Here is a 26490-nt window from a genome sequence, read left to right on the forward strand (position 1 = left end):
AAAATATTTAGTATCTTCGATATTATTAAACTTTTACCAAAAAAATATCTATGGAACTTGACGAAACCGACAAGAAACTCCTGTTTTTTCTACAGGAAGACTGCAAACAAACCACCAAAGAACTGTCCGGGAAGCTTGGATTATCTGTTACAGCTGTTTATGAACGTGTGAAAAAGCTTGAAAATGCAGGCGTCATTTCAAAATATGTAGCCTTGCTGGACAAAAGCAAAGTTAAGAAAAATTTTATCGTCCTGTGTCATGTCAAATTAAGCCAGCATAAAAAAGAATTTGTATTGCAGTTTGAAAAGGAGGTGATGGATCTGCAGGAGGTTACAGAATGTTTTCATGTAAGTGGAGATTATGATTATATCCTTAAAATAGGGGTGAAAGATATTGAAGATTACCGCAGCTTTATGCTGACGAAACTGACAACGCTTCAGCACATCGCAAGCACGCACAGTTCATTTATGATTTCCGAAGTAAAAAACACAACGGCGATCGTATTGTAGATTCTTAAGCCGGCTCAGATTGTTTTTTCATTAATAAAAAAATTAACTGTTTCCGGCTGCTGTATAAGTTGATCAACGTAAGTTTTCAGTGTTTCAGAAGTCAGATCGGTTGTATTGTTGATCTGCATGCTTCGTAAACTTCCGTCTTTCTGAGGGGCAATCAAAATGATATTGCCGTATTTCAGATGATAAAGTTTCATATTCACAATCGCAAAATCTTCCTTTTCAAGGGTGGTGAAGGCAGAGAAATCGATTCTGTTATTGGAAGTCTTTACAAATCCCTGTCCGATCACATCCGGAAAATTCCTGGAAACAATATTCATTTTACTTGAGTTATATTCTTTATCATCAATAAAATCTGTAAGAACCAGTATGGTGAAAAAGACTCTGTCCTTACTCTTAACCTTATGAGAATTTAAAGCACTCCAATTGTTTTCTACAAAGCTTGTATATACAATTCTTTTGTTCTGTAGTTTTAAGCCGAAAAAATTCCCCAGTGTTCCCACTCCTTTAAAACCGCCTTTCTGAATGCTGTCATAGATTGGATAGGGAAAAACACCATATGTAAAAGGTCCTGAATCTTTACCGGTTACTTTCAGTTCTTCTTCCATTCTTTTAAAATCCAAATCTTGATTCTGATTCTGAACTTTCAGCTGTTTATCTCTTACCTTTTGAATGTTTTCACTGGATTGTGCGAATGACAGGCTTGCAATGAAGGCCAAAGTAAGGGTTAAATGGAGTTTCATATTAATAGCTATTGGTTTTTATAAGTTCTTATTGGTTTCGGTTTCTTTTTGTGTTATTTTATCAATGAAATAATGAAGTCTTTTAATATCAGATCTGCCTTTGTTTTTATCATTCAAAAAACAAGTGGTTACGATCACCATTTTTAAATCAGGAATAACACAGATAAGCTGGCCGCCATAACCTGTTGCTACGAATGCCTGGTGGCCGTTGGTTTTTCTCCGCCACCAGTAATAACCATATCCGTTGGCATTGGGCATTACATCCCATGAATCCAGCTTTACCTGTTCAGAAGTAGATTCCTGAATCCATTTTTGAGAGACAATTTGTTTGCCGCCAAGCTTTCCGTTGTTAAGGATCATGGATCCAAACTTCAGCATATCATCTGGTTTCATAAAAAGTTCTGAGCCTGCCAAATTTCTGTTCATTGAATCTGTGTCCCATCGGGTAACATTCATTTTTAAAGGTCTGAAAAGATTTTCAGTCGCGAATTGTTTCAGGTTGGTCTTTACAATTTTTGCCAATGCAGCTCCAAAAAGATGAGATTCACCACTATTGTAGTTGAATACAGTACCCGGATATTCTTCGAAAGGCAGATCCAGAACAAACTTTACAGGATCACCGGAAAATGACATGGCCGTTGAAATTTTTGAATTTTCAATCCAGTCGAAACCACCCTGCATGGTCAGGATATTCTTTAATGTTAACATATTTCTGATAGAATCATGAAGAACTTTCCCTTCAATATTGGAAATGTTTTTAAAACTGCTTCTTGAAACATTGTATTCCGGAAGGATTTTTAAAACCGGAGTATTGAGATTGGGCAGTAAGTTTTTATCTTTTGCGATACCTGACAGAACAGATACGATGCTTTTGGTAACAGATTTTACGCTGAAGACAGTTTCTTTATTGGCTCCGTGAAAATACTGTTCATACATGATCCTGCTGTCCTGAGAAACGATAAAAGATCCCAAAGACGGAATACTGTCATTGATTTCCTTGGTGAATTTGTCTGTAAATTCTTTAGGTAATTCTTTGTTGAAAGCTGCCTGTGATTTTACTTTAGAACAGAATAAGGTAAGACATAAAATTGCCAAAACCTGCAGTACTTGCTTGGATCTCATTGATTAAAAAGAAGGGATAAATTATTAGCTGGTGAAAGTATAAGTTAAAATCTGTCCGAAACAGAACCGTGATTCAATTTTGGACAGATTTCAGCTGATGTTTTCAATTCCTCTAAATTATGAAAAACAATGATCTTTTAAATATGTTTTAAAGAATATTTTTAATTTTTTTTTGAATGATTTTCAGGGTCTGACAGATGGCTCTTTTAAGAAAGAAATTAAACCAACACTCCGTTTTTAGAAGAAATAGGATCAGGGAGATCTGTTTCTCCGCTCATCTGAAGAAGGTCTATTTCAATCGTTCTGCAGATAGAAAGCATAGGTACATCAAACATCAATCCTGCAAATGGGTTTTCAGAATAGTCTCCCACCAGTTCCATAATGATGTAGATCCATCCGATAATGATACAGAACGGAATAGAAGTCCAGATTCCCCAATCGCCAAGTTTCGCAAACTCATTTACTAATCCTAGCGGAAGAAGCATGATAAAAAGAATATTAAAAACAAAGGCTGTGCTGGCAAATTGTCTTGGAGAAGGAAATTTTTTGATTCTTTCTGCCTGTCCCTGAAAATTATAGAATTCATTCAGGGCGTTCTGCAGCTGAGTTTGGTTGAATTCTGTAATAGCACCCATATTTTTAAGTTCATTGATGTCTTTTGCCTGTTGAGCAGTCAGGTAGGTAGCAAAGTTTTTATAATCATTCTTAAGATCATATTCTTCCTCCGAAAGGTATTTGTGGAGGAAAATAGGGGCTCTTCCGTAATCAGGGAATCCAGCTTTGATCAATCTGTTTCTTCTCAGATTGATATTCCCAAATTTCTTTTCTGTACTGATATGTTCCCATTCTGTAGGAACCAAAAGTTGTTCACGGAAAGTATACAACCATGCAATATGACGATAAACAATTCTTTTTTTACGGTCTTCAAGATCAAAAACGCCAATTCCTTCATTTTTGGTATCAAAAGCATACACCATAGAAGCAAATGAACGGCTTGAATTCACAATACCACCCCAGATTTTTCTGGCTTCCCAAAGTCTGTCATAAGCCTGGTTATTTTTAAAACCCACAAGAAATGCCTCTGCTGTACCAATCAGTGCTACAGGAACCCAGGGAATTGTCATCCAGTGCCAGTTGAAGAAGTAAAAGAAAACAGCAATCAATGTACACCAGATAGAGATTAAGATAAGATGTATACCGGCCAGATTGAGAACCTGTTTATAATTGACGTATTTGGTTGTGATCATAAAGATAGATGTGTTTTGCGTGTAGAGACAAAATAAATACCAAACTATGATGTGTTTTGTTTTGTAATGCCTGTCAGGTAATGGATAATCAGGTTTTCTTGGTTTATAATAGTCTAGGGTTGAGAATGATAATCTTAAATAAATGTAGTGAAAAAATTGCATAAAAAAACCTCTAAAAATTTTTAGAGGTTTTAAGTTGATATAAAATTAATATTTCAGCATTTCTTCAATCTTATTGCTGAGCTTTTCAGCATTGGGAAGCATTTCTTTTTCCAGGATCAGATTGATTGGTACAGCAGGTACATCCAGTGATCCCATGGTTTCTACCGGTGCATCAAGATATTTGAAGCAGTTTTTGGAAATACGGTGGGCAAAAGCTTCTGCAAAAGAGTTATTAAGCTGTTCTTCAGTGAGAACGATACATTTTCCATGCGCTTTTACTCTTTCAAAAACAAGTTCTTCATCAAGAGGAATTAATGTTCTTAAATCAATCACCTCAATTCTTCCATTGAAATTCTTAGCGGCTTCTTTAGCCCAGTAAACACCCATTCCGTAAGTAACCACTAATAAAGTTCTGCCTTTTTCAGTTTCATCTTTATCTGCTTCGATGATTACTTTTCCTTTTCCAAACGGAAGTACATAGTCTTCAGCAGGTTCTATTGTTTTCGCATCTTCAGTTCCCGGAACTTTACTCCAGTATAATCCTTTGTGCTCCAGCATTACTACCGGATTCGGATCGTAATAAGCTGCTTTTAACAGACCTTTAAAGTCTGCTGCATTACTTGGATATGCTATTTTGATTCCTTTGATATTGGCTAAAATACTTTCAACACTTCCACTGTGATAGGGACCACCACCTCCGTATGCTCCGATAGGAACACGGATGATATTGCTTACAGGGAATTTTCCACCACTTAAATAGTTGGATTTTGAAATCTCTGTAATTAGCTGGTTGATTCCCGGATAAATATAATCTGCAAACTGAACCTCAACGATTGGTTTTAGTCCTACAGCACTCATTCCGGCTGTAGATCCAATGATATAAGCTTCCTGAATTGCTGTATTAAATACCCTTTTGCTTCCGAATTTCTTTCCTAAAGTTACTGTTTCACGGAAAACCCCACCAATTCTTTCTCCAACATCCTGTCCGTAAAGAAGAGCTTCAGGGTGTTTCCACATCAATTCCTGTATCGCGTGGATGGCAGCATCTACCATCACAATTTTTTCTCCGTTGGCAGGTTCACGTGTTCCTGTTTCCTCTGTAATCGGAGTAGGGGCAAAAACATGCTGCATTACAGATTCTGGCTTCGGGTCTTCAGCGTTTTTAGCTCTTTCAAAAGCTTCTTCAGCTTCCAGGCGGGCCTTTTTTGTGATCTGCTTTAAAAGATCTTCATCAGTACCTGTTTCCAGTAAATGTTTTCTAAGGATTTCTCCCGGATCTTTAGCTCTGTGTTTAGTTAAATCTTCTTCGTCTCTATAGAATTCTCTTCTTACTCCGGAAGTATGATGCCCGATTAAAACAGTTTTTGCACAAACGACTAAAGGTTTTCTTTCCGTTCTTACAAAATCTACAGCTTTTTTCATCGCTTCGAAACTTTCCACGAAATCTGTTCCGTCTACTCTCATTCTGCTTAATCCGGTGAATCCGGCAACAAAATCATAGGCATCGCAGGTTCTCGCTTCATCCTTCGTTACAGAAATTCCCCATTCATTATCCTGTACAAGGAAAATAATAGGAAGCTGATGTAAAGCGGCAAACTGTAAAGCCTCACTCACTTCACCTTCTGTAACAGAATTGTCTCCAAGGCTGCAGACAACAACAGGGTTATTTTCGAACTCCTGAAGATTGAAATCCTGTATGTATTTGATTCCCTGAGCTACTCCTGTAGTAGGAATGGTTTGCATTCCGGTTGCGGAACTCTGGTGAACAATTTTGGGTTTGTTTTCATCCCTGCTTGAAGGATGGGAATAATAAGATCTTCCTCCTGAAAAAGGATCATCAGCTTTAGCCAGTAATTGAAGCATCAATTGATAAGGCTCAAAACCAATTCCCAAAAGAATACTTTCGTCTCTGTAATAAGGAGAAACCCAGTCTTCTTTCTTTAGCTGATAAGCTGTTGCAAGCTGGATGGCTTCATGGCCTCTTGAAGTACTATGAACATATTTACAGATATTTCTGTTTTCTTCGTAAATATCGGCCATTGCTTTGGCCAGCATCATATGATTATACGCTTTGAGCAATATATCCTGAGAAACTTTTTCGTGAAGTGCATTTTCCATAGGAAGCAAATATACACAAAAAAACAAAATACTAACAACTGTTAGTATTTTGTATAAAATCTTTGTAGATATAGGTTATTCCTTGATCACTTTTTTAGAAATAACATCTTTGTCTGTTTTTACTTCAATGATGTAAATTCCTTTTGTATATGTGGATAAATCTATCTGTTCTTTATCATTGTTGATGATTCCGTTTTGTAGTTTTTTACCTGTAAGATCATATACATTGAAAGTAGATTTTTTAGGTGCTTTCAGGATGTTTGTAAAGTCCTTTGTAACTGTAGGTGCTATTGCCAGATTATTAAGAGGATTTGCAGCTTCTCTGGTTCCTAATAACTCGGTAAACCCTGTTGTGATAATAGAGTAGTTTTGAGGAGCATTTCCGCCTGCATTGTTTTTAAGTATTCCTTTATTTGTGATCTCTATTTTATAAGTTCTTCCAGCAACCGGAGTATCAATCACAACCTGTTCAACATTATCTACGGTATTATCTCCTTTAGTAGCCGGAGTCATTGGGTTGTTGGCATCCAGTTTCCATGGGTAATAAACAGTATTGGTAGTAGTGTCTGTGATTTTTAGATCCAGGTCATTAATCAGTTTGGAACCTCTGTTATTGTAAATATTATTCCATTGATTGGTAAAGTTGGTGAACTCAGGATCTACCCATGATATGGTAACTTTTAACGGCTCTGAACCTGATGCTTTTACTGTTTTTACATTGGCAACTCCGCTGTTTAATGTTTCATCATTAAAGATAATACTGTTGTTGGATTTCCCTACAAGAAGTTCTGCTCCTTTTTTTGCATCAATAAATCCCCAGCCAAATTGTGGGTCAGGGCCTATATTTCCTGCTTCTTTTGCTGAGTGTACCATTAAGGTTTTTGCCGATGCAGCATGTAATAAACTTCCGGAAAATAGTTGTTTGTTAATCTGTATCCAAAGTCCAATAATACCTGTCACAACAGGTGCAGAATAAGAAGTTCCGTCTCCTATATCGATCTTGCTGCCTCCTGTAGCATTATTGTCTGTCCATGCACTGGCAACACTTGTTCCTACAGCGGTAATATCCGGTTTGATACCTCCGTCGTCTCTTGGTCCGGCACTGCTGTAAGAGGAATGAATAACATCTGAAGAACTTGTGTATCTTCCGTCATTAGTTGTAATTCTATCTGCTGCTGCTACAACGATAATGTTTTTTCCGAGAGACCCAATCCCTATACAGTCATATCCCTGTGCACAATTGTTTTGAGGTAATGTATCAGTTGCTGTGAATTCAACTAAATTTCCCGAATTATCTTTATAATACTTTTTATAAGTGCTTGTATCAGCGCTAGGCCCTTCACCAAATGAGTTTCCTGCAGATTTTACGATGATATATGAGGGGTTGTTGTATACAATCTGGTCATAGTCACGATCATTCGTATGATAAGTTCCCTGAGCATCAAAGGTATTATTTGGGCTTGAAAACGCCCCATTCCATACCCATGAAGGTTCATTATTAATCAGCTGGGGGTCAGCCCATCCCTGATTGGTTCCGTAAGAATGATTGGAAATGTTAGGTTGAGCCGTTGTAATTTTTTGAAATACTGTTTTTGGGGTAGTTTCGCCGTCCAGAACAGAAGTTCCAAAAGCATAGGCATCTATAGTAGAATTAGGTGCAATTCCTTTGAAATTAACCTGTCTTGTTGTACCATTCGTAAATGTTACGGTATATGGGTAATCTTTTGCTCCTATAAAACTGGAAACAGCTGTTGCGTGGTCGCCATAATTGACAGTGCTGCTTTCTTTATTCGTTATTCTATTCGGTAAATTGTTAAAAAAAACGTGACCAGCAAATACTCTTGCTACACCGGATGAGGTACTTCCGTCGAAAATAGTGAACTTAATACCTTCGCCGTTAAAAGATCCCGTTAAACCTGTAATAGTTCCTCCCTGTAAAAAATCAGAATTGGAGTTTTTAATCTGATCCATGTCATGAGCTTGAAAAAAATAGGGTCTGTTATCAGGTAAAAACCCTGCCAGATTGGTTCTTTGCTGCTCAATCTCTTTTAAAACTTCAGGAGTTTTGTTAGAGCCATATCGTTTAGATACATAAGAATCAAACCTTTCATTGTTGTCTATTCTTTGGCGTTCTAATTGACTGTTTAATTCTTCATTGTTTTGCGCACTTGCTAATGTAATAATCAATGTGCTGATTAAAAGTAATTGTTTCTTCATTTTTGAGTAATAAATTGTAAAAATTATAGTTAATCAAATTTATAGCAAAAAACTGATAACTAGTTAGTTTTGGTAGATAATTCTAATTTTTTTAATAATATTTTAATATTTTATTTCATTCTTGTTTGAGTTGTTTATTTTTTTAATAAAATGTAATGATTTTGTTATTGTGAATAGGGTTTATTCTTTATGTTTAGTATAAACTAATTGGAAAAAATGGAGTAACTTTACATTCTCTTTTATAAAAAAGTTAGAACATTATATGTATTTAATTTTTGACACAGAAACAACAGGTTTACCAAAAAATTTCAACGCTCCGCTTTCAGATTCGGAAAACTGGCCAAGAATGGTTCAGATAGCATGGCAGGTACACGATGATGACGGAAATTTAGTTGAAAACCAGGATTATATAATAAAACCTGAAGGATATGATATTCCCTTCAATGCAGCCCGTATTCACGGAATTACAACGAAAATTGCCAATGAAGAAGGCCGTGACCTTGAAGAAGTTTTAAATGAATTTGCTGAAGTCTTAGATAGAGTAAGAGTCGTTTCCGGACACAATGTGGAATTCGATTACAATATCGTTGGAGCAGAATTTTACAGAAAAAATCTTAAAGATAATCTACAGGAAAAACCCAAAGCGGATACCATGATTTTGGGAACCGACTTCTGTCAGCTAGGCGGAGGAAGGGGAGGGAGATATAAATCTCCGAAACTTGAAGAACTTTATGAAAAGCTTTATGGAAGCAAATTTGATGAGGCACATAATGCTGCTGCCGACGTAAATGCTACGGCAAGAGCTTTTTTTGAAATGATAAGAATTGGAGTTGTTCCCGCGGAAACATTAAAGATTTCTGAGGATCAGCTGGCGTATTTCAAGAGCCTTTATCCCGATCCGATAAAACCTTTCAATATTGTTATCAGAAGGCAGGTTGCAGATTTTCATAATAAGAAAAAGCAGCAGGATTTCGGAAGTGTTGATGAAATTGATCTGGGTAAATATTTCAATTTTGACAATCACAGTGTTTTCTCAACATTAATGGCGACTTCCAGCATTAATGATTTAATTAAAAAAGCTACGGATGACAATTTCCCTGCCGTTGGAATGGTGGATTTGGGAAATATGATGGGTGCCTTTAAATTTGTTTCAGCAATTGAAGGTGCAAATAGTGACCGCGCAAAAAAACATAAAGAATATTTAGCAAAAAAACAGGAAGCAGAAGAAAACGGAGAAGAATTTAATGAGGCTGAGCCTGTTTCAGAGCCTTTAGTTCCTGTTGTAGGCTGTGAATTTTATATTTCAGACCGTTACGAACAGAAGCAGTTTACCAAAGATGATCCTGACAGAAGAACGCAGGTGGTTTTATTAGCGAAAGATTTTGAAGGATATAAAAACCTGGCAAAACTTTCAAGTATCGGATTCTTAAAAGGATTTTATTTTGGAGTTCCAAGGATCAGCCGTGAATTGATTGCTGAATATAAAAAGGGTTTAATTGCTCTGACTTCCGGAATTCTGGGAGATATTCCGGATGCTATTTTAAATACCGGTGAGCAAAAAGGGGAGGAGCTTTTCAAATGGTGGAAAGATACTTTTGAAGATGACTTTTATGTTCAGATTCAAAATCATAAACTGCCTGAAGAAGAGCATTTAAATGATGTTTTACTGCATTTTGCAGATAAATATAATGTTAAGATTTTAGCCCAGAACGAAACTTTTTATACCAATAAAGACGATTCTAATATTCAGGATATTGTAAGCTGTATTAAAGACGGAGAAAAATTGACAACTCCTGTTGGAAAAGGCTTTGGAAAGAGAAGAGGATTAGCTACAGGAGAATATTACATCAAAAATTCTGATGAAATAAAAGAAACTTTTTTAGCGTATCCTGATGCTTTTGATGCTTATGAAGAATTCACTGCGAAATTTAAGCCTTATACATTAAAAAGAGATGTTTTACTTCCAAAATTCGATATTCCGGAAGAATTTATTCATGCTGAAGATGATATTGATGGAGGGAAACGTGGTGAAATGGCATATTTGACGCATTTAACATATGAAGGAGCGAAAAAAAGATATGCAGATACCGGAATCACAGCCGAAATTAAAGAACGTTTAGATTTTGAACTGGAAGTAGTTGCTAACACAGGATATCCAGGTTATTTCCTGATTGTGCAGGATTTTTGTAATGAAGCAAGAAAAATGGGGGTTTGGGTTGGTCCCGGCCGTGGTTCTGCTGCAGGTTCTGCCGTAGCATATTGTACAGGAATTACCAATGTGGATCCTATTAAATATGATTTGCTTTTTGAAAGATTTTTGAATCCGGAAAGGGTTTCCATGCCGGATATTGATATTGACTTTGATGATGAAGGCCGTGATAAAATTATCAAATGGGTAGTTGAAAAATACGGTAAAAATCAGGTCGCACAGATTATTACGTACTCTGTTTTAGGAGGAAAATCTGCGATTAAAGATGCGGGAAGAGTGCTTGATGTTCCGATTCCGGATACAAATAATATTGCAAAATTAATTCCGCCAAGCCCGGGAATGAATATTGCAAAAGCTTTATCTAAATATGATAAATTAAAACCGGAAGAACAGATGCTTGTTGATGAAATGAGATATGTTCTGAATAGCCCGGATGATGCCCGTCATGACGTACTTTCGAGTGCGAAAAAAATGGAAGGCTGTATCAGGAATACAGGTATTCATGCCTGTGGGGTGATTATTACCCCGGAAGATGTAAGTAATCTTGTACCCGTAACTATTGCTGCAAAAGATGCGGATATTCTGGTTTCACAGTTTGATAACTCCGTGGCGGAAAGTGCAGGTCTTCTGAAAATGGACTTCCTTGGGTTGAGGACGTTGACGATCATTAAAGATGCATTGAAACTGGTAAAAGCAAGACATGGCTTAGACATTGATCCGGATCTTATTCCGCTTGATGATACGAAGACCTATCAATTATTTAAAGAAGGAAGGACAGTAGGGATTTTCCAGTACGAAAGTCCCGGAATGCAAAAATACATGAGGGAGCTTAAACCAACGGTTTTTGCTGACCTTATTGCAATGAATGCCCTGTATCGTCCGGGGCCGATTAAATATATTCCAAATTTCATTAATAGAAAGCACGGAATTGAAGAGATCGTTTATGACCTACCAGAAACAGAAGAATATTTAAGAGAAACATACGGGATTACCGTTTATCAGGAGCAGGTAATGCTTTTGTCCCAGAAGCTGGCTAATTTTACAAAAGGTGAAGCTGATACTTTGAGAAAAGCGATGGGTAAAAAGCAGATCGATGTCCTTAATAAAATGTACCCGAAATTCATTGAAGGAGGTAGAAAAAATAACCTGAATGAAGAAAGGCTGGAGAAAATCTGGAATGACTGGAAAGCCTTTGCGGAATATGCCTTCAATAAATCTCACTCCACTTGTTACGCATTTATTGCTTACCAGACAGCCTATCTGAAAGCCAATTATCCTGCAGAATATATGGCGAGTGTGATGAGTAATAACATTAACAATACGGATTCAATTACCATGTTTATGGAGGATTGCAAAAGTATGGGAGTAGATGTATTAGGACCGGATGTGAATGAATCTCAATATAAATTCTCTGTAAACGAAAAAGGACAGATCCGTTTTGGGTTAGGAGCAATCAAAGGGATTGGAGAAGGGCCGAGTGAAGGAATTACACGGGAAAGAACGAACGGAAGATTCAAAAATATTTATGATTTTTTTGAAAGAATTCTGCCTTCGCAAATGAATAAAAGAGTAGCGGAAAGTTTGGTGCTTGCAGGAGCTTTTGATGAATTGGATTCTTTCCACAGAGGTCAATATTTTGATATTGATATGGCCGGAAGAACGAATCTTGAAAGATTGATCAGATACGGACAAAGTTTCCAGGAGAGTAAAAATGAGATGGAACATTCTCTTTTTGCGGATTTTGCAGAGGAAGTTCAGATTGAGCAGCCGAAACTGGCACCCTGCCCGGAATGGCCAAACATGCATAAACTTAATAAAGAAAAAGAAACGATCGGATTTTATCTTTCTGCACATCCGCTGGATGAATTTAAATACCAATATCAGTTTATGCAGGGGCAGCTTTCCAAAAAGTCAGTGTTGGAGAAGGATGAGGAAAAAGCAGTTATAGATGAAGCTCCTATTCTTGAAAAAGACTCTATTGATGAGGTTGCGGATCTTGTGGAAATTGTTTCTGATGACATCGTTGCCGGTGAAGAGGAAGAAGTTATAGAAGAAGTTACAAAAAAAGCTGAACCGAAAGGAGTTTTTCATTTTTTGAATCTTGATGAAGTGGATGCCTATAAAGAGCAGGCTTTTGCAAATAAACAGGAAGAACTTTTTGAAGAAAAGAAAAAAGACTGGAAAACCTTACAAAAAGAAAGAGAAAACGGCGGTGGTGGAAAAGAATATACTGTTGCCGGTCTGATTACGGAATATGTGGTGAAAGATGGTTTCAGGAGCGGCGAAAAAGTAGCTTTTGTTACCCTGGAAGATTATTCGGGATCGTATTCATTCAGATTGGGAGACAGGGATTATATGAGGCTGAAGGAAAAGCTGGAGGTACAGAGGTTTGTTATTTTCAAAATAAAATTTGCTCAGGTGAAGGATGGAAGAGTCTTTGTTAATGTAAATGATGTGATAGAACTGCAGGAAGCATTTGAAAGGTTTGCTAAGAGTATATCTCTGGTCATGGATGTTATGGATGTAAGAGCTGAAGATCTGGACTTTTTCAGAACAGTACTTGATAGAAATAAAGGAAATCAAAAGCTGAAGTTCTTTATCAAAAATCTTGAGGATGATTCCCATATCGAAGTACAGTCTATGAAGCATTCGGTAGATCTGAATGGAGACTTGATTAAAGAAATCCAGCTTCTTAATAAATATGAATTTTATTTAAATTAGAAAAAAATATATAATAATATAGAGAGTGGTCAAAAGCCACTCTTTTTTTGTTTACATATTGAGAGTATTGATGAAAATTTATAAATAGTTTTTTGTGTTAAATAGAAAAATTTTCTGAAGTCTATTTTAATGATATAGTAATTTAAATAATTGATTGTTAGTGTTTTGGTATTTTTCAACATATTGCGAAATAATTATTAAATTAAATAAACGTTTGATTTTATTGTATTTTAATGATGTTTTTTATGTGTTTTTGTTTAATGTTTTGTGATAATTTTTGATTTTTAATTTAAAATATAAATTAATATTTATACATTTACCGTCCTAACTTTTATTATTACTATTTATGAAGAGATTACTACTTTCGTGTTTAGCCTTCCTGAGTATGGGAGTCTATGCACAAACTAATGTCGCCAACTATACTTTTTCAAAAAGTAGCGGGATGACGTACACCTCAATCACGGGGGGAACAAAATTATTTCCTACCGGAACTAATACAACTTATGATAATGAGGTGTCGGCAGCAATTCCTTTATCTTCTCCCTTTACTTTCGGTGGTGTTGCAATGACAACATGTTACGTGAGTGCAAATGGGTTTATAGCTTTTGGAGCTGCACCTTCGGGGACAAACTATACACCGATGTCGAGTCTGGGATCAACGACAGGGGCGATTTCTGCTTTTGGGCAGGATGGAGGTTTTTCATCATCAGATGCAACACAGCCGATTGGAAATCATGAAGTTCGATATGAAGATCTCGGAACTGAATTTGTTGTACAATGGCAGGATCATGCTAATTACAGCAATAGATCTACTGAAAGATTAAATTTTCAGATTCGTTTGGTGTATGCTACCGGTGAAATCAAAATTATATATGGAAACTGTACGGATCCAGGAACCAGTACCTCAAATAGCACTCCTCATGTAGGAATAAGAGGAAATAGTACTACCTATGCATCCAATGTAAATTCTCTGATGATTGGCAATGTGCCGTCTGGAACTACTTGTGATTGGTCTAAAGCCGTTACGGGTAGTGCTAATAACAGTACTATGCTTTTTTCCAGTACAACAAATGCAAGTGTTAAAATCCCGGCTGGTCTGCAGTATACATGGGTACCTGGTACGCAGGCACCGGTAAGAACTTTTGCTGCTGCAACTGCAATTACCAATAATGCTGCAACGGTAAATTGGACTGCTCCAACGGGCGCAACAGCCTACAATGTTCAGTACAGAGCAGTTGGAAGCTGTGATTGGACTAATCTTGTTGGTAATCCTGTTTCTGCTGCTACTGCTACCATTACGGGGCTTACTCAGAATACAACCTATCAGGTGCAGGTACAGGCTTTAAATGGCGCAGTACAATCTGTATACTCCCATATTCCAAATGCAGCCGGAACGGGAAGTGGGTATGCATCTACAGGATCTTTTACAACTACACCTAACTGTGTAAGTACAGTAACCGGCCTTTCTTCTTCTTCCTTAACTCCTGAATCTGCAACCATAAGCTGGACAGCTTCAACAACGCCTCCAGGTAATGGATATGAATATTATTATTCTACATCTTCAACTACGCCAATTTCAACAGTTACTCCATCAGGTTCTGTTGGTGCCGGGGTTTTAACAGCAGATTTATCAGGTTTAACTCCTTCAACTCAGTATTATTATTGGGTGAGAGGAAACTGTAATGGAACTGATAAAGGGGTGTGGTCAAGTTCAGCCAACTTCACAACTTTAGGTCTTTGTCCGACAGTTACAGCTCCGGCATCTAGTGCTACAGGAGTAAGTGTAACGCCTACAATAACATGGAATGCAATAAATGGAGCAACTGGTTACAAACTAAAAGTTGGAACAACTTCAGGAGGAAACGATATTTTAGACATAGATATCGCTGGCGGTACTAATAGTTCTTATACATTAGCTACACCTTTAAATTTTGCTACCACTTACTATTACTCTGTTACTGCGTATACAGCGAATATTACAGGGCCGGCTACAGCATGTACAGTAAGATCTTTCCAAACAGTATGTAATTCAGTAAACCTGCCATATACTTTAGATTTTGAAAGTGTTACAACACCTGCTTTACCAATGTGTACAACTGTTATTAATAGTGGTTCAGGAAATTTATGGAAAACAGCTACAGCTCCAACTGGGTTTACCGGGAAAGTGCTTAACTATTCATATAACAGCAGTAATGCTGCCAATACGTGGTTCTTTACACAAGGGTTAAATCTTACAGCCGGAGTTAGCTATAGAATCAAATATAAATATGCAAATGCAACCGGAACAACACAATATCCTGAAAAAGTAAAAGTTGCTTACGGATCTTCGGCTACAAGTGCAGCGATGACAAATACTTTAGCTGATCATGCAAATATTACCGGTGGAACTGCTACAAATACTTTTGTAGATTTTACGCCAAATGCAACAGGGGTTTATTATTTTGGATTCCAGGCTTATTCTCTTGCTGATATGAATCAAATCTATGTGGATGATATCAATATAGATGTTACACCTACTTGTTCAGAGCCATCAGCAGTTGCTGTTTCAGCAATTACAACAAACGGAGCAAGTATTTCATGGACTGCACCAGCTACAGCTCCTGGAAGTGGTTATGAATATTATTATTCAACAAACAGTACAGCTCCTACAGCCTCTACTACAGCTTTAGGAAACAGTACTACAACTTCAGCTCCTTTATCCGGATTGTCTCCTTCTACTACTTATTATGTATGGGTGAGATCTGTTTGTAGTTCTTCTGATAAGAGTGTATGGAGTATTGTTGCTACATTTAATACTCTTTGTGGAACTGTTATGGCACCTTTTACTCAAAACTTTGATAGTGGAGCAGCGCCAAACTGTTGGAATAATGTAAACCCTACAGCAACAGGTACAGATGCAAACCTTTTCTGGAAGTTCTCAGGAAATGGAGATTATGGTGCAAGTCCGGCTAATAACGGAAAAGCTGCAGGAACATATGCATGGGTAGATGCAAGCTCACCATATGCGGGAGCGGGTACAAATACTGTACAATTGGTTACTCCTTCTGTAAATTTAACAGGATTAACGGCTCCTCTTGTTTCTTTTGATTGGTTTAAAAACCATTCTATGTCAACCAGTACTACAGTTTCACCTTCTAGTTATGATAATAATAAACTTACTGTAGAGGTAAACGATGGAAATGGCTGGGTAGTGATTTTTAGTGATAATACCAACTTAAATCAATGGAGAACAGTTGCTGTTCCTTTAGCGGCTTCCTATATTGGAGCAACTATTCAGGTGAGATTTACTGTAGATAAAAACGTAAATGGTAACGGATATTTCTATGATGATCTTCTTTTAGATAATGTTGAAGTAAAACAAAATCCTAATTTGGCAACTTCTGAAACTGTCGCAAAAGACCATAAGATTAATGTATATCCTAATCCGTTTACTGAGACCTTAACAATTTCTGATGTATCCAAGGTACAATCTGTTTCAATCGTTGATGTTTCCGGAAGATTGATTAAAACAATTGAGAAACCATCTTCTGAACTTCAATTGAGAGATCTGAAAGAAGGATTGTATTTAGTAGTCTTGAATATGAAAGACGGATCTAAACAAACCGTTAAAGCAATTAAAAGATAAAATGTATTAATTATATAATATAAAACGACAGCTGTTTGGCTGTCGTTTTTTTTTATTTTAAATGTTTTAAAAGAACGTTTAAAATTATTGTAAATTCGTAGACGTATTAATAACCAAAAACTTATACATGAAGAAAATCTTATTTGTATGCTTACTGATGATAAGCATCGTATTAAGTGCTCAAATCAAGCTGGGTGGAAATAGTACGGCTACCGGGAATGCTCCGGTCAATAGTGGCTATAGCTATTCCTATTCTCAGCAGATTTATAAAAAACAGGAAATCAATGCTGATACAGCAGGTAATATTACAGGGCTTAAGTTTTACTTAGCACCTTCTGCAAATCCCTCTTATTTATCAAATTGGGTGGTTTATTTGGGACATACCACAAAAAACTCTTTAAATTATCAAATTGGGTGGATTCCTGTTGGGGAAATGACTCAGGTTTATTCAGGTACAGTTACTAATGTGAATGGAGTTTTAGAAGTGACATTTACCACTCCTTTTCCATATGATAATGTGAGGAATTTAGTTGTTGCAGTAGATGAAAACGGATTTAATTCCAATGCTGCAAATCCTTTTTTTGTATATAATTCTACAGAGCAGGCTCTTTATACAGAGAGTAATACGGTCAATCCGGATCCGGCAAATCCTCCAAATGGACATTTTTTACCTTATAGACCTGTGGTCAGTCTTATGGGGTTAGTTCCTAATCCATTACCGGATTGCCCAATAATAAATTATCCTTCAGACAATGCTTCGTCTGTACCGGTTTCACCAAATATTACGTGGGCTGCTGTACAGGGAGCGACAGGTTATAAGGTTTCTATAGGGACTACTCCGGGAGGCACAGACGTGGTTAATCAGCAATCGGTTGCTACAACAAATTTTACTCCCTCATCTCCACTTTTAACAAGTACAGTTTATTATCTTAAAGTAACAGCAGTGGCATCAGCAGGAGAATCCTCCGGTTGTGTTAATCAGAAATTTACGACAGTACCAGCTATACCCTCCAATGATGAGTGTATCAATGCTATAAATCTTACTGTAAATCCAGATACGAATTGTGTGAGTTTTACCTCTGGGACTACTGTGATGTCAACTGTATCGTCTCCTGCATCATCATGTGGTACGAGTACTGGTGACGTATGGTATAAGTTTACAGCTACTTCTTCTACACATACAGTTAATCTGAAGGAGGTAACCTCTGTACCATTAGGAGGTGGGTATGTTTATTTTCAGGTTTTAAAAGGTGATTGCGGTAATCTGACAAGTATATTATGTTCAGGTTCTGGATGTGGTTATGTGACAAGTGCATCATGTCCTGCTTCTGTTGTTAATAACCTTACAGTAGGAGAAACCTATTATATAAAAGTATTTAGTGGATCAGGCTATTCATCTCATAAATTTGATATATGTGTAGGAACGCTGCCGCCATCGCCATCCAATGATAATTGTATTGATGCTATAAATGTTCCTGTGAATTCTGGGGCGGATTGTACAATTGTTACTTCCGGAACGACTTTATTATCAAATACTTCTCCAACACCAGGTTGTGCCTCTGGGCTTGGATATGATGTATGGTATAAATTTACAGCTACCGGAACTAGGCATCGAATTAAATTAATTAATAAAGTTCCTGTAGGATTACCAAATCCTTCTGGAGGGTTACAGATTAGAGTTTTTAAAGGTAATTGTAATAATTTTGTATGTAGTGCAGCAGGTGGTTCTTTGGTGCTTGTTAATAATCTTACAGTAGGAGAAACTTATTATGTAAGAGTGGTAGATTATAATCAGATACAGGGATCGGGTTTTAACTTTCAGATATGTATACAAACAGATTTGACACCAGCTCCTGCAAATGATGAATGCGTAAATGCCGTAACTTTGAACGTTAATCCTGATTTGAACTGTACGGCTGTAACTTCTGGGACAACTTTAGGAGCTTCTGCTTCCAATGTGCCGGGGTCAGTATGTAATGGAGCTCCTGATGATGATGTGTGGTTTAAATTTACCGCGACAGCAACCGTTCATCAGATAAGTTTGAGAAATGTTGTAGGAGATGGGATAAATGGTAATGGAGATGCATCTGGTCTTTTTGAGGTTTTTAGAGGTAGCTGCGGAAACTTAACAAAAATTGTTTGTAGTAATGCTTTTACAGGTAATAATAATATTTATAATGTTTCAGATCTTACAATAGGCGAAACTTATTATGTAAGAGTATTCAGTCTTTTGGACTTTGGCTACGCTATAAACTTTGATATATGCGTAGGAATAGTATCTCCTCCTGCGAATGATGATTGTTCAGGCGCTTTGCCGGTGTCCGTATATCCTTATAGTTATACACAGGCTGATGCCCAGCATACTACTAATAATAACGGATTTACTATACCTTGTTATAATGTTGGAAAAATGAATAATGGAACATGGTTTACTTTTATAGGCGATGGTAGTAATTATAGGATTAATGTTGCAGTACCTGTGGGAAGTCAATTTAGATTTCCAGGAATTGCATTATATACGGGAAGTTGTGGAAATTTAACTTGTCTGAAGTCTAAAATTGCAGATTCTGCTAATCTTCCGTTGACAATAGAATTTTCTACTGTTGCAGGAACTGTATATTATGTGAATGTTGGAAGTGGATCGCGGGATACTGATTTTGTAGAAGATGTTTTTACTATTAATATTAAAAATGATGTTGTTCTTAGTACTTATGACATTTCCAAAACTGAAGAAAGTATTGGGGCATACCCAAATCCATTTACAGGTGTTCTGAATATTTCAAAAGCAGATAAGGTAAAATCAGTTTCCATTCTGGATTCTTCCGGAAGGTTGGTTAAAACTATCGATACTCCTTCTTCTTCACTTCACTTAGAAGATCTGAAAGAAGGATTGTATTTAGTAGTCTTGAATATGAAAGACGGATCTAAACAAACCGTTAAAGCAATTAAAAGATAAATAATTTCTTAAAGAAATAAGAAAAAGAGGCTGCTCAATTTGAGTAGCCTCTCTTTTTATAAGTGGAATTATCTTTTATAAAAGGAAAACTTTAATTCATTGTGATATAATTAAAAAAATATTTTTTTTATTGTTGATTTTCACTAGATTTGAGTAACTAATACTGTTTTTATATGAGAAATTTTTTACTTGTTGGTTTCTTAATGGCCGGCTTTTTATCCTCCGCACAGACTTACTGTACGCCTGCGTTTGCAAGCGGGTGTAGCGGAGGAGATGTGATAGATTCCTTTGCAATTCCAGGCGCTGGATTTGATCATCCTAATACAGGTTGTTCTACTGATGCGTATGGAGATTACACTTCTATGACGATCAACCTTAGTGCAGGTTTGAGTTATGACTTTAGTGTTAAACATGGGTACAGTGATCAGAATGTACGTGTTTGGATAGACTTTAATAACGATGGTACTTTTGATGATGCAGCTCCGGAACTTGTAGCTTCTGCGAGTAGTACTCAAGTAGGAGCGGACAATATTACCTCAGGGCTTATCGCAATTCCTTCTACCGTTACTCCTGGTACTTACAGAATGAGAGTGGGTGACAGGTTCTCCAGTGACCCTATTCCTTGTAATACAGACGGCTATGGAGAAGCTCATGATTATACGGTAGTAATTGGTGCAGTTCCAACTTGTTTTGCTCCTTCTGCTTTAACGGTATCTGCCGTTACAGCAAATTCAGCTCAGGTGGGATGGACCGCTCCGGCTTCTGCTCCAGGCAGCGGTTATGAATATTATTATTCAACTTCCAGTACATATCCTACTGCTGCTACAGTGGTTTCCGGAACAAGCAGTGGATTAAGTACTGGTCTTTCTTCACTGGCACCGGCTACAACTTATCATGTATGGGTACGTTCTGTATGCAGTACTTCAAATAAGAGTGCATGGTCTCAAATGGCAACATTTATGACATCCTGTGTTTCTGTAGGAGTACCATATGCGTTGGACTTCGAAAGCATAACCCCACCTGATCTTCCAAATTGTACCTCAGTAGTCAATGACGGTTCAGGAAATATGTGGGAGACCGGTGATCTGGATGCTCAAGGATTTACAGGAAATGTTCTTCAGTATTCTTATGACTATGCCAATAATGCTGATACCTGGTTTTTCACCAACGGTATTAACCTTACTGCAGGAGTTACCTACAGAATTAAATATAAATATGCAAATGCAGAAGGAACTGTATATGCTGAAAAATTGAAAATAGCTTACGGAACTTCAGCTACCGGTGCGGGAATGACCAATACATTAGCAGATCACTCAAATATTGTTACCAGTACAGCAACCAGTGCATTTGTGAATTTCACACCAACAGCCACAGGAGTTTATTATTTTGGGTTCCAGGCATATTCTGACGCTAATATGAACCAGTTGTATGTGGATGATATTAATATAGATGTAGCGCCAGCTTGTAGTGAGCCTAATGCATTAGTTATGTCTAATATTACTGCCGGAGGAGCTACGGTTTCCTGGACGGCAGCTACTCCTGTACCTGCAAGCGGATATGACATTTATTACAGCACAACCAATACAGCGCCTACAGCTACAAGTACACCTAATTTTACAGGAGTTACAACAACTACTTATAATATTCCAAGTTTGGCTCCTTCCACTGTTTATTATGTATGGGTAAGATCTGCATGTAGTGCTGCAAGCAAAAGTATATGGAGTGATTCTGCTACATTTACAACATTGTGCTCAAGTGCGAACCTTCCTTATGCTATAGACTTTGAAAGTGTTACTGTTCCTGAACTTCCAGGCTGTACAATGAATGTTAACGCAGGAGCTGGGAATAATTGGGAAACAGTAGATCCGCCTTCTGATAGCCAGGGATTTACTACCAATGTATTAAGTTATCATTATAACTCTTCCAATCCTGGCAATACGTGGTTCTTTACCCAAGGTTTGAACCTGACAGCGGGAACACAATATACAATTGGCTATAAGTACGGTAATAACTCATCTACATATGTTGAAAAATTGAAAGTTGCTTATGGAACTTCACCTGACGCATCGGCTATGACAGGCTCTATAGCAGATTATCCTTCAATTAATGATGAAATGGCCCATACAGAATCTATAACGTTTACAGTTCCTGCAACAGGTGTGTATTACTTTGGATTTAATGCTTATTCAGATCCGGATCAGTATAATCTGTATATAGATGATATTAGTATTAACAATGCGAACCTGGCAACAGCTGAAGTTGCTCTGGCAAAAAATACTATTCAGGTTTATCCTAATCCATTTACAGATGTATTGAACATTTCTGATGTGAAAAACGTGAAAAATGTATCTGTAACGGATGCAACAGGAAGATTATTGAAAACTATTGCAAACCCTGAATCTGTGATTCATTTAAGAGATTTAATGCAAGGTGTTTATTTAATTACAATGGAAATGAAAGATGGATTTAAACAGACTATCAAGGCCATTAAAAAATAATTTATCATTTAAATAAAAAGAAAGGGATGGGTCATTGATGATCCGTCCTTTTTATTGTATTTACTTTGAAAATTAATAGATCAAAAGAAAGATGAGCGAAATATTTCACTCATCTTTTTATTTTGTCATATGACTCGATGTTATATAAATCATTATGAATTACTCATTATTTATTAGGCACCGGCTGAATCTCTCCCTTATTCATAAGGTCAAAAATAGTAGGGAAGAACATTGCTAATATAAAGTAGACGATGATCATCAGCACCACCAGTGCAAAAAGAATGATCACTAAACTATTCGGTTTGTTTTTCTTTTTTGGTTCCATGATTTTGTGGTATTTGGTGAATAAATTATGTTGATATCCAATATCAAGCTAATTTCTTGCCACATTTCTTACAATACCTCGCATCATCATCAATATCTTCGTTACCGCATCGTTCACAGATCAGTTCCAGGTTTTGTCTCTTGTTTCTCATTTCTGCCGTTACAATACCGGTAGGAACAGCAATAATAGAATAACCGGCCAGCATCAGAACAACCGCAAAAAACTTTCCTAAAGGCGTGATTGGGGATACATCACCATATCCTACAGTAGTTACAGTAACTACTGCCCAATAGATAGACTGCGGTATGGTTTCAAATCCCTGCCTTCCGCCTTCCACCATAAACATCAGTGATCCTACAATAACTGAGAATATAATCAGGAATAAAAGGAAAATGTAAATCTTTCTCGAGCTGTTTTTCAGAGCCCGTACAATAAGGTAGCCGTCATTCATAAAATCCAGCAAATTGAAAATCCTGAAAATTCTCAACATTCTAAGCATTCTGAAAATCAGAAAATATTTAGTGATGGGAAAGAAAAAGCTGAGGAAAAAAGGAACCAGCGCGAGAAAATCTATAACTCCGAAAAAACTGAAAATATAACTTCGCTTATTCTTTACCACTGCAATACGCATAGAATACTCAAGAGTGAAAAAAATAGAAATCACCCACTCCAGAATCAGGAAGGTATAATGAAACTTTTTATCAAGCTTAGGTACACTTTCCATCATAATGATGGCTGTACTTGCAAGAATTAAAGATAATAAGATGATATCGAACAGTTTTCCGAGTCTGGTATCGGAACGATAAATTATCCGGTAAAGGAATCTTTTCCAAAGATTGTCTTCAGGAACAAGATTATGTTCTCTTTCCATTTATATAGGTTATTTCACAGCGAAGTTAGTAATTTCTATAGAGTATAGGGTAAAGATATGATTGTTAAAAGAATCTTGCAAATGTTAAAAATATTTTCATCATTAAAAAGTGAATTATATGCACTTAATTTAATGATTTCCAATACATTATATTAAACAAAATACGAATAAAATATGACATATAAAAATTTATTTTTTAACATAATATTAATCCAAGTTTGTAATTTTATTCAACAAAAGCTTTATATCATGAGAAAAAATTTAACCTTATTTATTCTGTTTTTCATAAGCAGTTTTATACATGCTCAGGTTGGGATTAATACTTCAACACCAAATGGTGCTTCAGTACTGGATATAGTCTCCAACCAGAAAGGGATTCTCATTCCTCGTCTTACAGATACTGACCGGGATACATACCTGGCTGATAATAATGCTTCTACAGTGCCCCCTGCAGGTGTTGTAAATGCTAACCTTACTGCAGGAACCCTTATTTTTAATACGACAACAAATAACTTCCAGTATTGGGATGGTACCCTCTGGAGACAGCTTTTTGTTCCTACATCTTCTCAGGCTGGTAACGATGGTGTCGTTAAAATAAATTCTGGAAACGCAAATGTAAAACCCTCATTCAGTTTAAGTGCAGCAGGGAGCGGGTATGGGCCAAGACAACAGGTGCTTTATGCCACACCGCTGGTCTTTGCGGCAAGTCCTACTACAAGCTGGCCGGAAACCACAGTTCCATTTCCGGGAGTTACCTCGAATATCTATATTTCAGCTACTGGTAAATGGAGGGAAAACGAAATTAACGGACAGGTCCATGTCTGGAGAGCTATCGCGACTATTACTCCCGGGTCCAACTCTTCAGGATCTGTAAAGGCTACTTTTAAAAATCCTGACTCCGGTTTTGAAATTAACTCTATCCAGTTGGTACCAAGTGGTTCCAGTGGAACAGGTAACATTCTTACATTTTATTTCTATACTATTGCCGATCCTGCGAGTCTTGATCCGGGAAGAGGCTATCAGCTTTTTATGGAGGCCGATTTAAGTTGTAGCGTGGTCATAGAATCCTTTACAAGAGTATCTCTCTTCAAAGATTAACAGTCTTATTTAATTTTTTTTATATCAAATTCAACCGGCCCATGAAAGCCGGTTTTTTATTGCAGCAGAAATATTCTTTGGAATTTTAGTAAAATTAATATCTTCGCTGTAACCGTAAAATATAAATTAATGAAGCTAAAAACTGTAATAGCAAAGATTGAAGAGGAAATAAGTATCAGACAGGCAGAAGATTTTGATAATGTAGGCTTGTTGTGTGGTGTTTATGATCGTGATGTATCTGGGATTCTGGTTTGTCATGATGCTCTGGAAAATGTTGTAGACGAGGCAGTTGAGAGAAACTGCAATCTGATAGTATGCTTTCACCCCATTATATTTTCCGGACTCAAATCTTTAACAGGGAAAAACTATGTAGAAAGAGCCGTTTTAAAGGCTATTGAAAATAAAGTGGCTATCTATGCCATTCATACGGCATTTGATAATGATTTCTTTGGGGTCAATTATGGAATTTGCAGACAGTTGGGATTAAAGAATATGAAAATCCTTCAGCCGAAAGAAAATAATTTAAAACAACTGACGGTTTTTGTTCCGAAAGAGTATTCCGAAAAAGTAAGAGAAGCTATGTTCTCAGCGGGAGCAGGAAATATCGGTTTCTATGATGAATGCAGCTTTACGGTGAATGGTAACGGAACATTCAGGCCGGTAGAAGGAGCAAACCCTTTTTCAGGACAGAAGGGTGTTCGTGAAAATGCAGATGAAGATATGATCTCTGTAATTTTTGAAGGCTTTAAACAAGGTCAGATTGTGAGCGCTATGAAAGCCGCACATCCTTACGAAGAAGTGGCTCATCAGATCTACAGTCTGGATAATAAAAACCAACATGCCGGACTGGGAATGTATGGTGACCTGGAAGAAGAAATGGATGAAAAAGATTTCCTGGGGTTTGTAAAAGAAAAGTTTGGTCTTGAAGTGATAAAACATTCCTCTTTCAACAATAAAAAAATCAAAAGGGTAGGGGTTCTGGGTGGTTCCGGAGCAAGTGGAATAAGATCTGCTGCTTCCAGAAAATGTGATGCTTATCTTACCGGAGATCTTAAATATCACGACTATTTTTTAGCAGAGTCTAAAATGCTGATTTGCGATATTGGGCATTATGAGTCAGAACAATTTGTTGCTCAACAATTATTTGAAATTTTATCACAAAAATTTAGTACATTTGCAATTTCAAAATCTATTGAAAAAACAAACCCAGTAAATTATTTCATTTAAATATGGCAAAAACCAACGATATTTCAGTTGAAGAAAAATTAAGAGCTTTATACGATTTACAGATCATTGATTCAAGATTGGATGAAATCCGAAATACTAGAGGAGAATTGCCAATTGAAGTTGAAGATCTTGAAATCGAGATTGAAGGTCTTGAAAAAAGAGCTGAAAAATTTCATGCTGACATCAAAGATCAGGACGATCAGATCAAAACAAAGCATGAAGTTATTAACCATGCTAAAACTTTAATTGAGAAGTACAAATCTCAGCAGGATAATGTAAGAAACAACAAAGAGTTTGAAGCATTAGGAAAGGAAATGGAATTCCAGGATCTGGAAATTCAGCTTGCTGAAAAAAGAATTAAAGAATTTGGAGTTAAAATTGCTCACAAAAACGAAACTTTAAGTGAACTGAATACTAAGATCGACGATTTGAAAAACCACTTGAAATTCAAGAAAGAAGAATTAGAAGGTCTTATCTCTGAAACTCAGAAAGAAGAAGAATATCTTTTAGAGCAATCTAAAGAATTTGCAGGTAAAATCGATGAGAGACTATTGGCTTCTTACAACAGAATCAGAACAAATTCTATCAACGGTCTTGCTGTAGTAGGATTAGAAAGAGGAGCTCCAAAAGGATCTTTCTTTACAATCCCTCCTCAAAAGCAAATGGAAATTGCTCAGAGAAAGAAAATTATTATTGATGAGCATTCAGGGAAAATCCTTGTTGATGACGAATTGGTAATGGAAGAAAACGAAAGAATGAAATCTGTAATTAAATTCTAATTATTGATTTTAAATCATACAAAAGCTGTTTCAGAAATGAAACAGCTTTTTTTATACATT

Annotated in this window: 15 protein-coding genes; 8 read left to right on the forward strand and 7 right to left on the reverse strand. The window is 36.7% G+C overall.

The window, feature by feature from the left end; genetic code table 11:
• The first annotated feature begins 50 nt into the window (after positions 1 to 50).
• Positions 51 to 509: an Lrp/AsnC family transcriptional regulator gene (locus ACTJIP_RS06985; protein WP_105684683.1), complete on the forward strand. Its 459-nt coding sequence runs from the start codon at positions 51 to 53 to the stop codon at positions 507 to 509.
• A 14-nt stretch (positions 510 to 523) separates the two neighbouring features.
• Here ACTJIP_RS06985 and ACTJIP_RS06990 read toward each other — a convergent pair whose 3' ends face one another.
• The 5 genes from ACTJIP_RS06990 to ACTJIP_RS07010 form a co-directional block, all read right to left on the reverse strand.
• The gene (locus tag ACTJIP_RS06990; protein WP_219072393.1) at positions 524 to 1255 is read right to left on the reverse strand and encodes a hypothetical protein; all 732 of its coding nucleotides are present in this window, start codon (positions 1253 to 1255) and stop codon (positions 524 to 526) included.
• A gap of 18 nt (positions 1256 to 1273) precedes the next feature.
• Positions 1274 to 2377, reverse strand: a complete 1104-nt coding sequence (locus ACTJIP_RS06995) for a serine hydrolase domain-containing protein (protein WP_077415342.1) — start codon at positions 2375 to 2377, stop codon at positions 1274 to 1276.
• Positions 2378 to 2595: 218 nt separating this feature from the next.
• Positions 2596 to 3624, reverse strand: coding sequence for a bestrophin family protein (locus ACTJIP_RS07000; RefSeq protein ID WP_077415340.1), 1029 nt, complete (start codon positions 3622 to 3624; stop codon positions 2596 to 2598).
• Between the two features lie 207 nt (positions 3625 to 3831).
• On the reverse strand, positions 3832 to 5904 hold the full coding sequence (locus ACTJIP_RS07005) for an alpha-ketoacid dehydrogenase subunit alpha/beta (RefSeq protein ID WP_077415338.1): 2073 nt from the start codon (positions 5902 to 5904) through the stop codon (positions 3832 to 3834).
• A gap of 75 nt (positions 5905 to 5979) precedes the next feature.
• On the reverse strand, positions 5980 to 8121 hold the full coding sequence (locus ACTJIP_RS07010) for a S8 family peptidase (protein ID WP_440704289.1): 2142 nt from the start codon (positions 8119 to 8121) through the stop codon (positions 5980 to 5982).
• Positions 8122 to 8383: 262 nt separating this feature from the next.
• Here ACTJIP_RS07010 and dnaE point away from each other — a divergent pair, with 262 nt between their 5' ends.
• From dnaE to ACTJIP_RS07030, 4 genes are all read left to right on the forward strand, one after another.
• Complete coding sequence (gene dnaE / locus ACTJIP_RS07015) at positions 8384 to 13051, forward strand: DNA polymerase III subunit alpha (RefSeq protein WP_077415334.1); 4668 nt, start codon at positions 8384 to 8386, stop codon at positions 13049 to 13051.
• Positions 13052 to 13397: 346 nt separating this feature from the next.
• Positions 13398 to 16676: a fibronectin type III domain-containing protein gene (locus tag ACTJIP_RS07020; protein WP_077415332.1), complete on the forward strand. Its 3279-nt coding sequence runs from the start codon at positions 13398 to 13400 to the stop codon at positions 16674 to 16676.
• A gap of 127 nt (positions 16677 to 16803) precedes the next feature.
• Positions 16804 to 19632: a T9SS type A sorting domain-containing protein gene (locus tag ACTJIP_RS07025; protein ID WP_440704290.1), complete on the forward strand. Its 2829-nt coding sequence runs from the start codon at positions 16804 to 16806 to the stop codon at positions 19630 to 19632.
• 173 nt (positions 19633 to 19805) lie between these two features.
• Positions 19806 to 22130, forward strand: a complete 2325-nt coding sequence (locus ACTJIP_RS07030) for a GEVED domain-containing protein (RefSeq protein ID WP_440704291.1) — start codon at positions 19806 to 19808, stop codon at positions 22128 to 22130.
• Between the two features lie 166 nt (positions 22131 to 22296).
• On the opposite strand, the gene ACTJIP_RS07035 is transcribed toward ACTJIP_RS07030, so the two are convergent.
• A complete protein-coding gene (locus ACTJIP_RS07035; protein ID WP_175627214.1) occupies positions 22297 to 22455 on the reverse strand; it encodes a hypothetical protein in 159 nt (52 codons plus the stop codon).
• Between the two features lie 43 nt (positions 22456 to 22498).
• Positions 22499 to 23326 carry an ion transporter gene (locus ACTJIP_RS07040; RefSeq protein ID WP_077415326.1) on the reverse strand — a complete coding sequence of 276 codons (828 nt, stop codon included), beginning with the start codon at positions 23324 to 23326 and terminating at the stop codon, positions 22499 to 22501.
• A 249-nt stretch (positions 23327 to 23575) separates the two neighbouring features.
• Here ACTJIP_RS07040 and ACTJIP_RS07045 point away from each other — a divergent pair, with 249 nt between their 5' ends.
• The 3 genes from ACTJIP_RS07045 to ACTJIP_RS07055 all read left to right on the forward strand — a co-directional run bounded on the left by ACTJIP_RS07045 (position 23576) and on the right by ACTJIP_RS07055 (position 26430).
• Positions 23576 to 24424 (forward strand): hypothetical protein, encoded by an 849-nt coding sequence (locus tag ACTJIP_RS07045; protein WP_257468862.1) that lies wholly within the window; start codon positions 23576 to 23578, stop codon positions 24422 to 24424.
• Positions 24425 to 24553: 129 nt separating this feature from the next.
• Positions 24554 to 25651: a Nif3-like dinuclear metal center hexameric protein gene (locus tag ACTJIP_RS07050; RefSeq protein WP_077415322.1), complete on the forward strand. Its 1098-nt coding sequence runs from the start codon at positions 24554 to 24556 to the stop codon at positions 25649 to 25651.
• A gap of 2 nt (positions 25652 to 25653) precedes the next feature.
• Positions 25654 to 26430 carry a zinc ribbon domain-containing protein gene (locus tag ACTJIP_RS07055; RefSeq protein WP_077415320.1) on the forward strand — a complete coding sequence of 259 codons (777 nt, stop codon included), beginning with the start codon at positions 25654 to 25656 and terminating at the stop codon, positions 26428 to 26430.
• The last annotated feature ends 60 nt before the right edge of the window (positions 26431 to 26490 follow it).

This window comes from Chryseobacterium sp. 22543, assembly GCF_052044565.1.
Classification (GTDB): domain Bacteria; phylum Bacteroidota; class Bacteroidia; order Flavobacteriales; family Weeksellaceae; genus Chryseobacterium.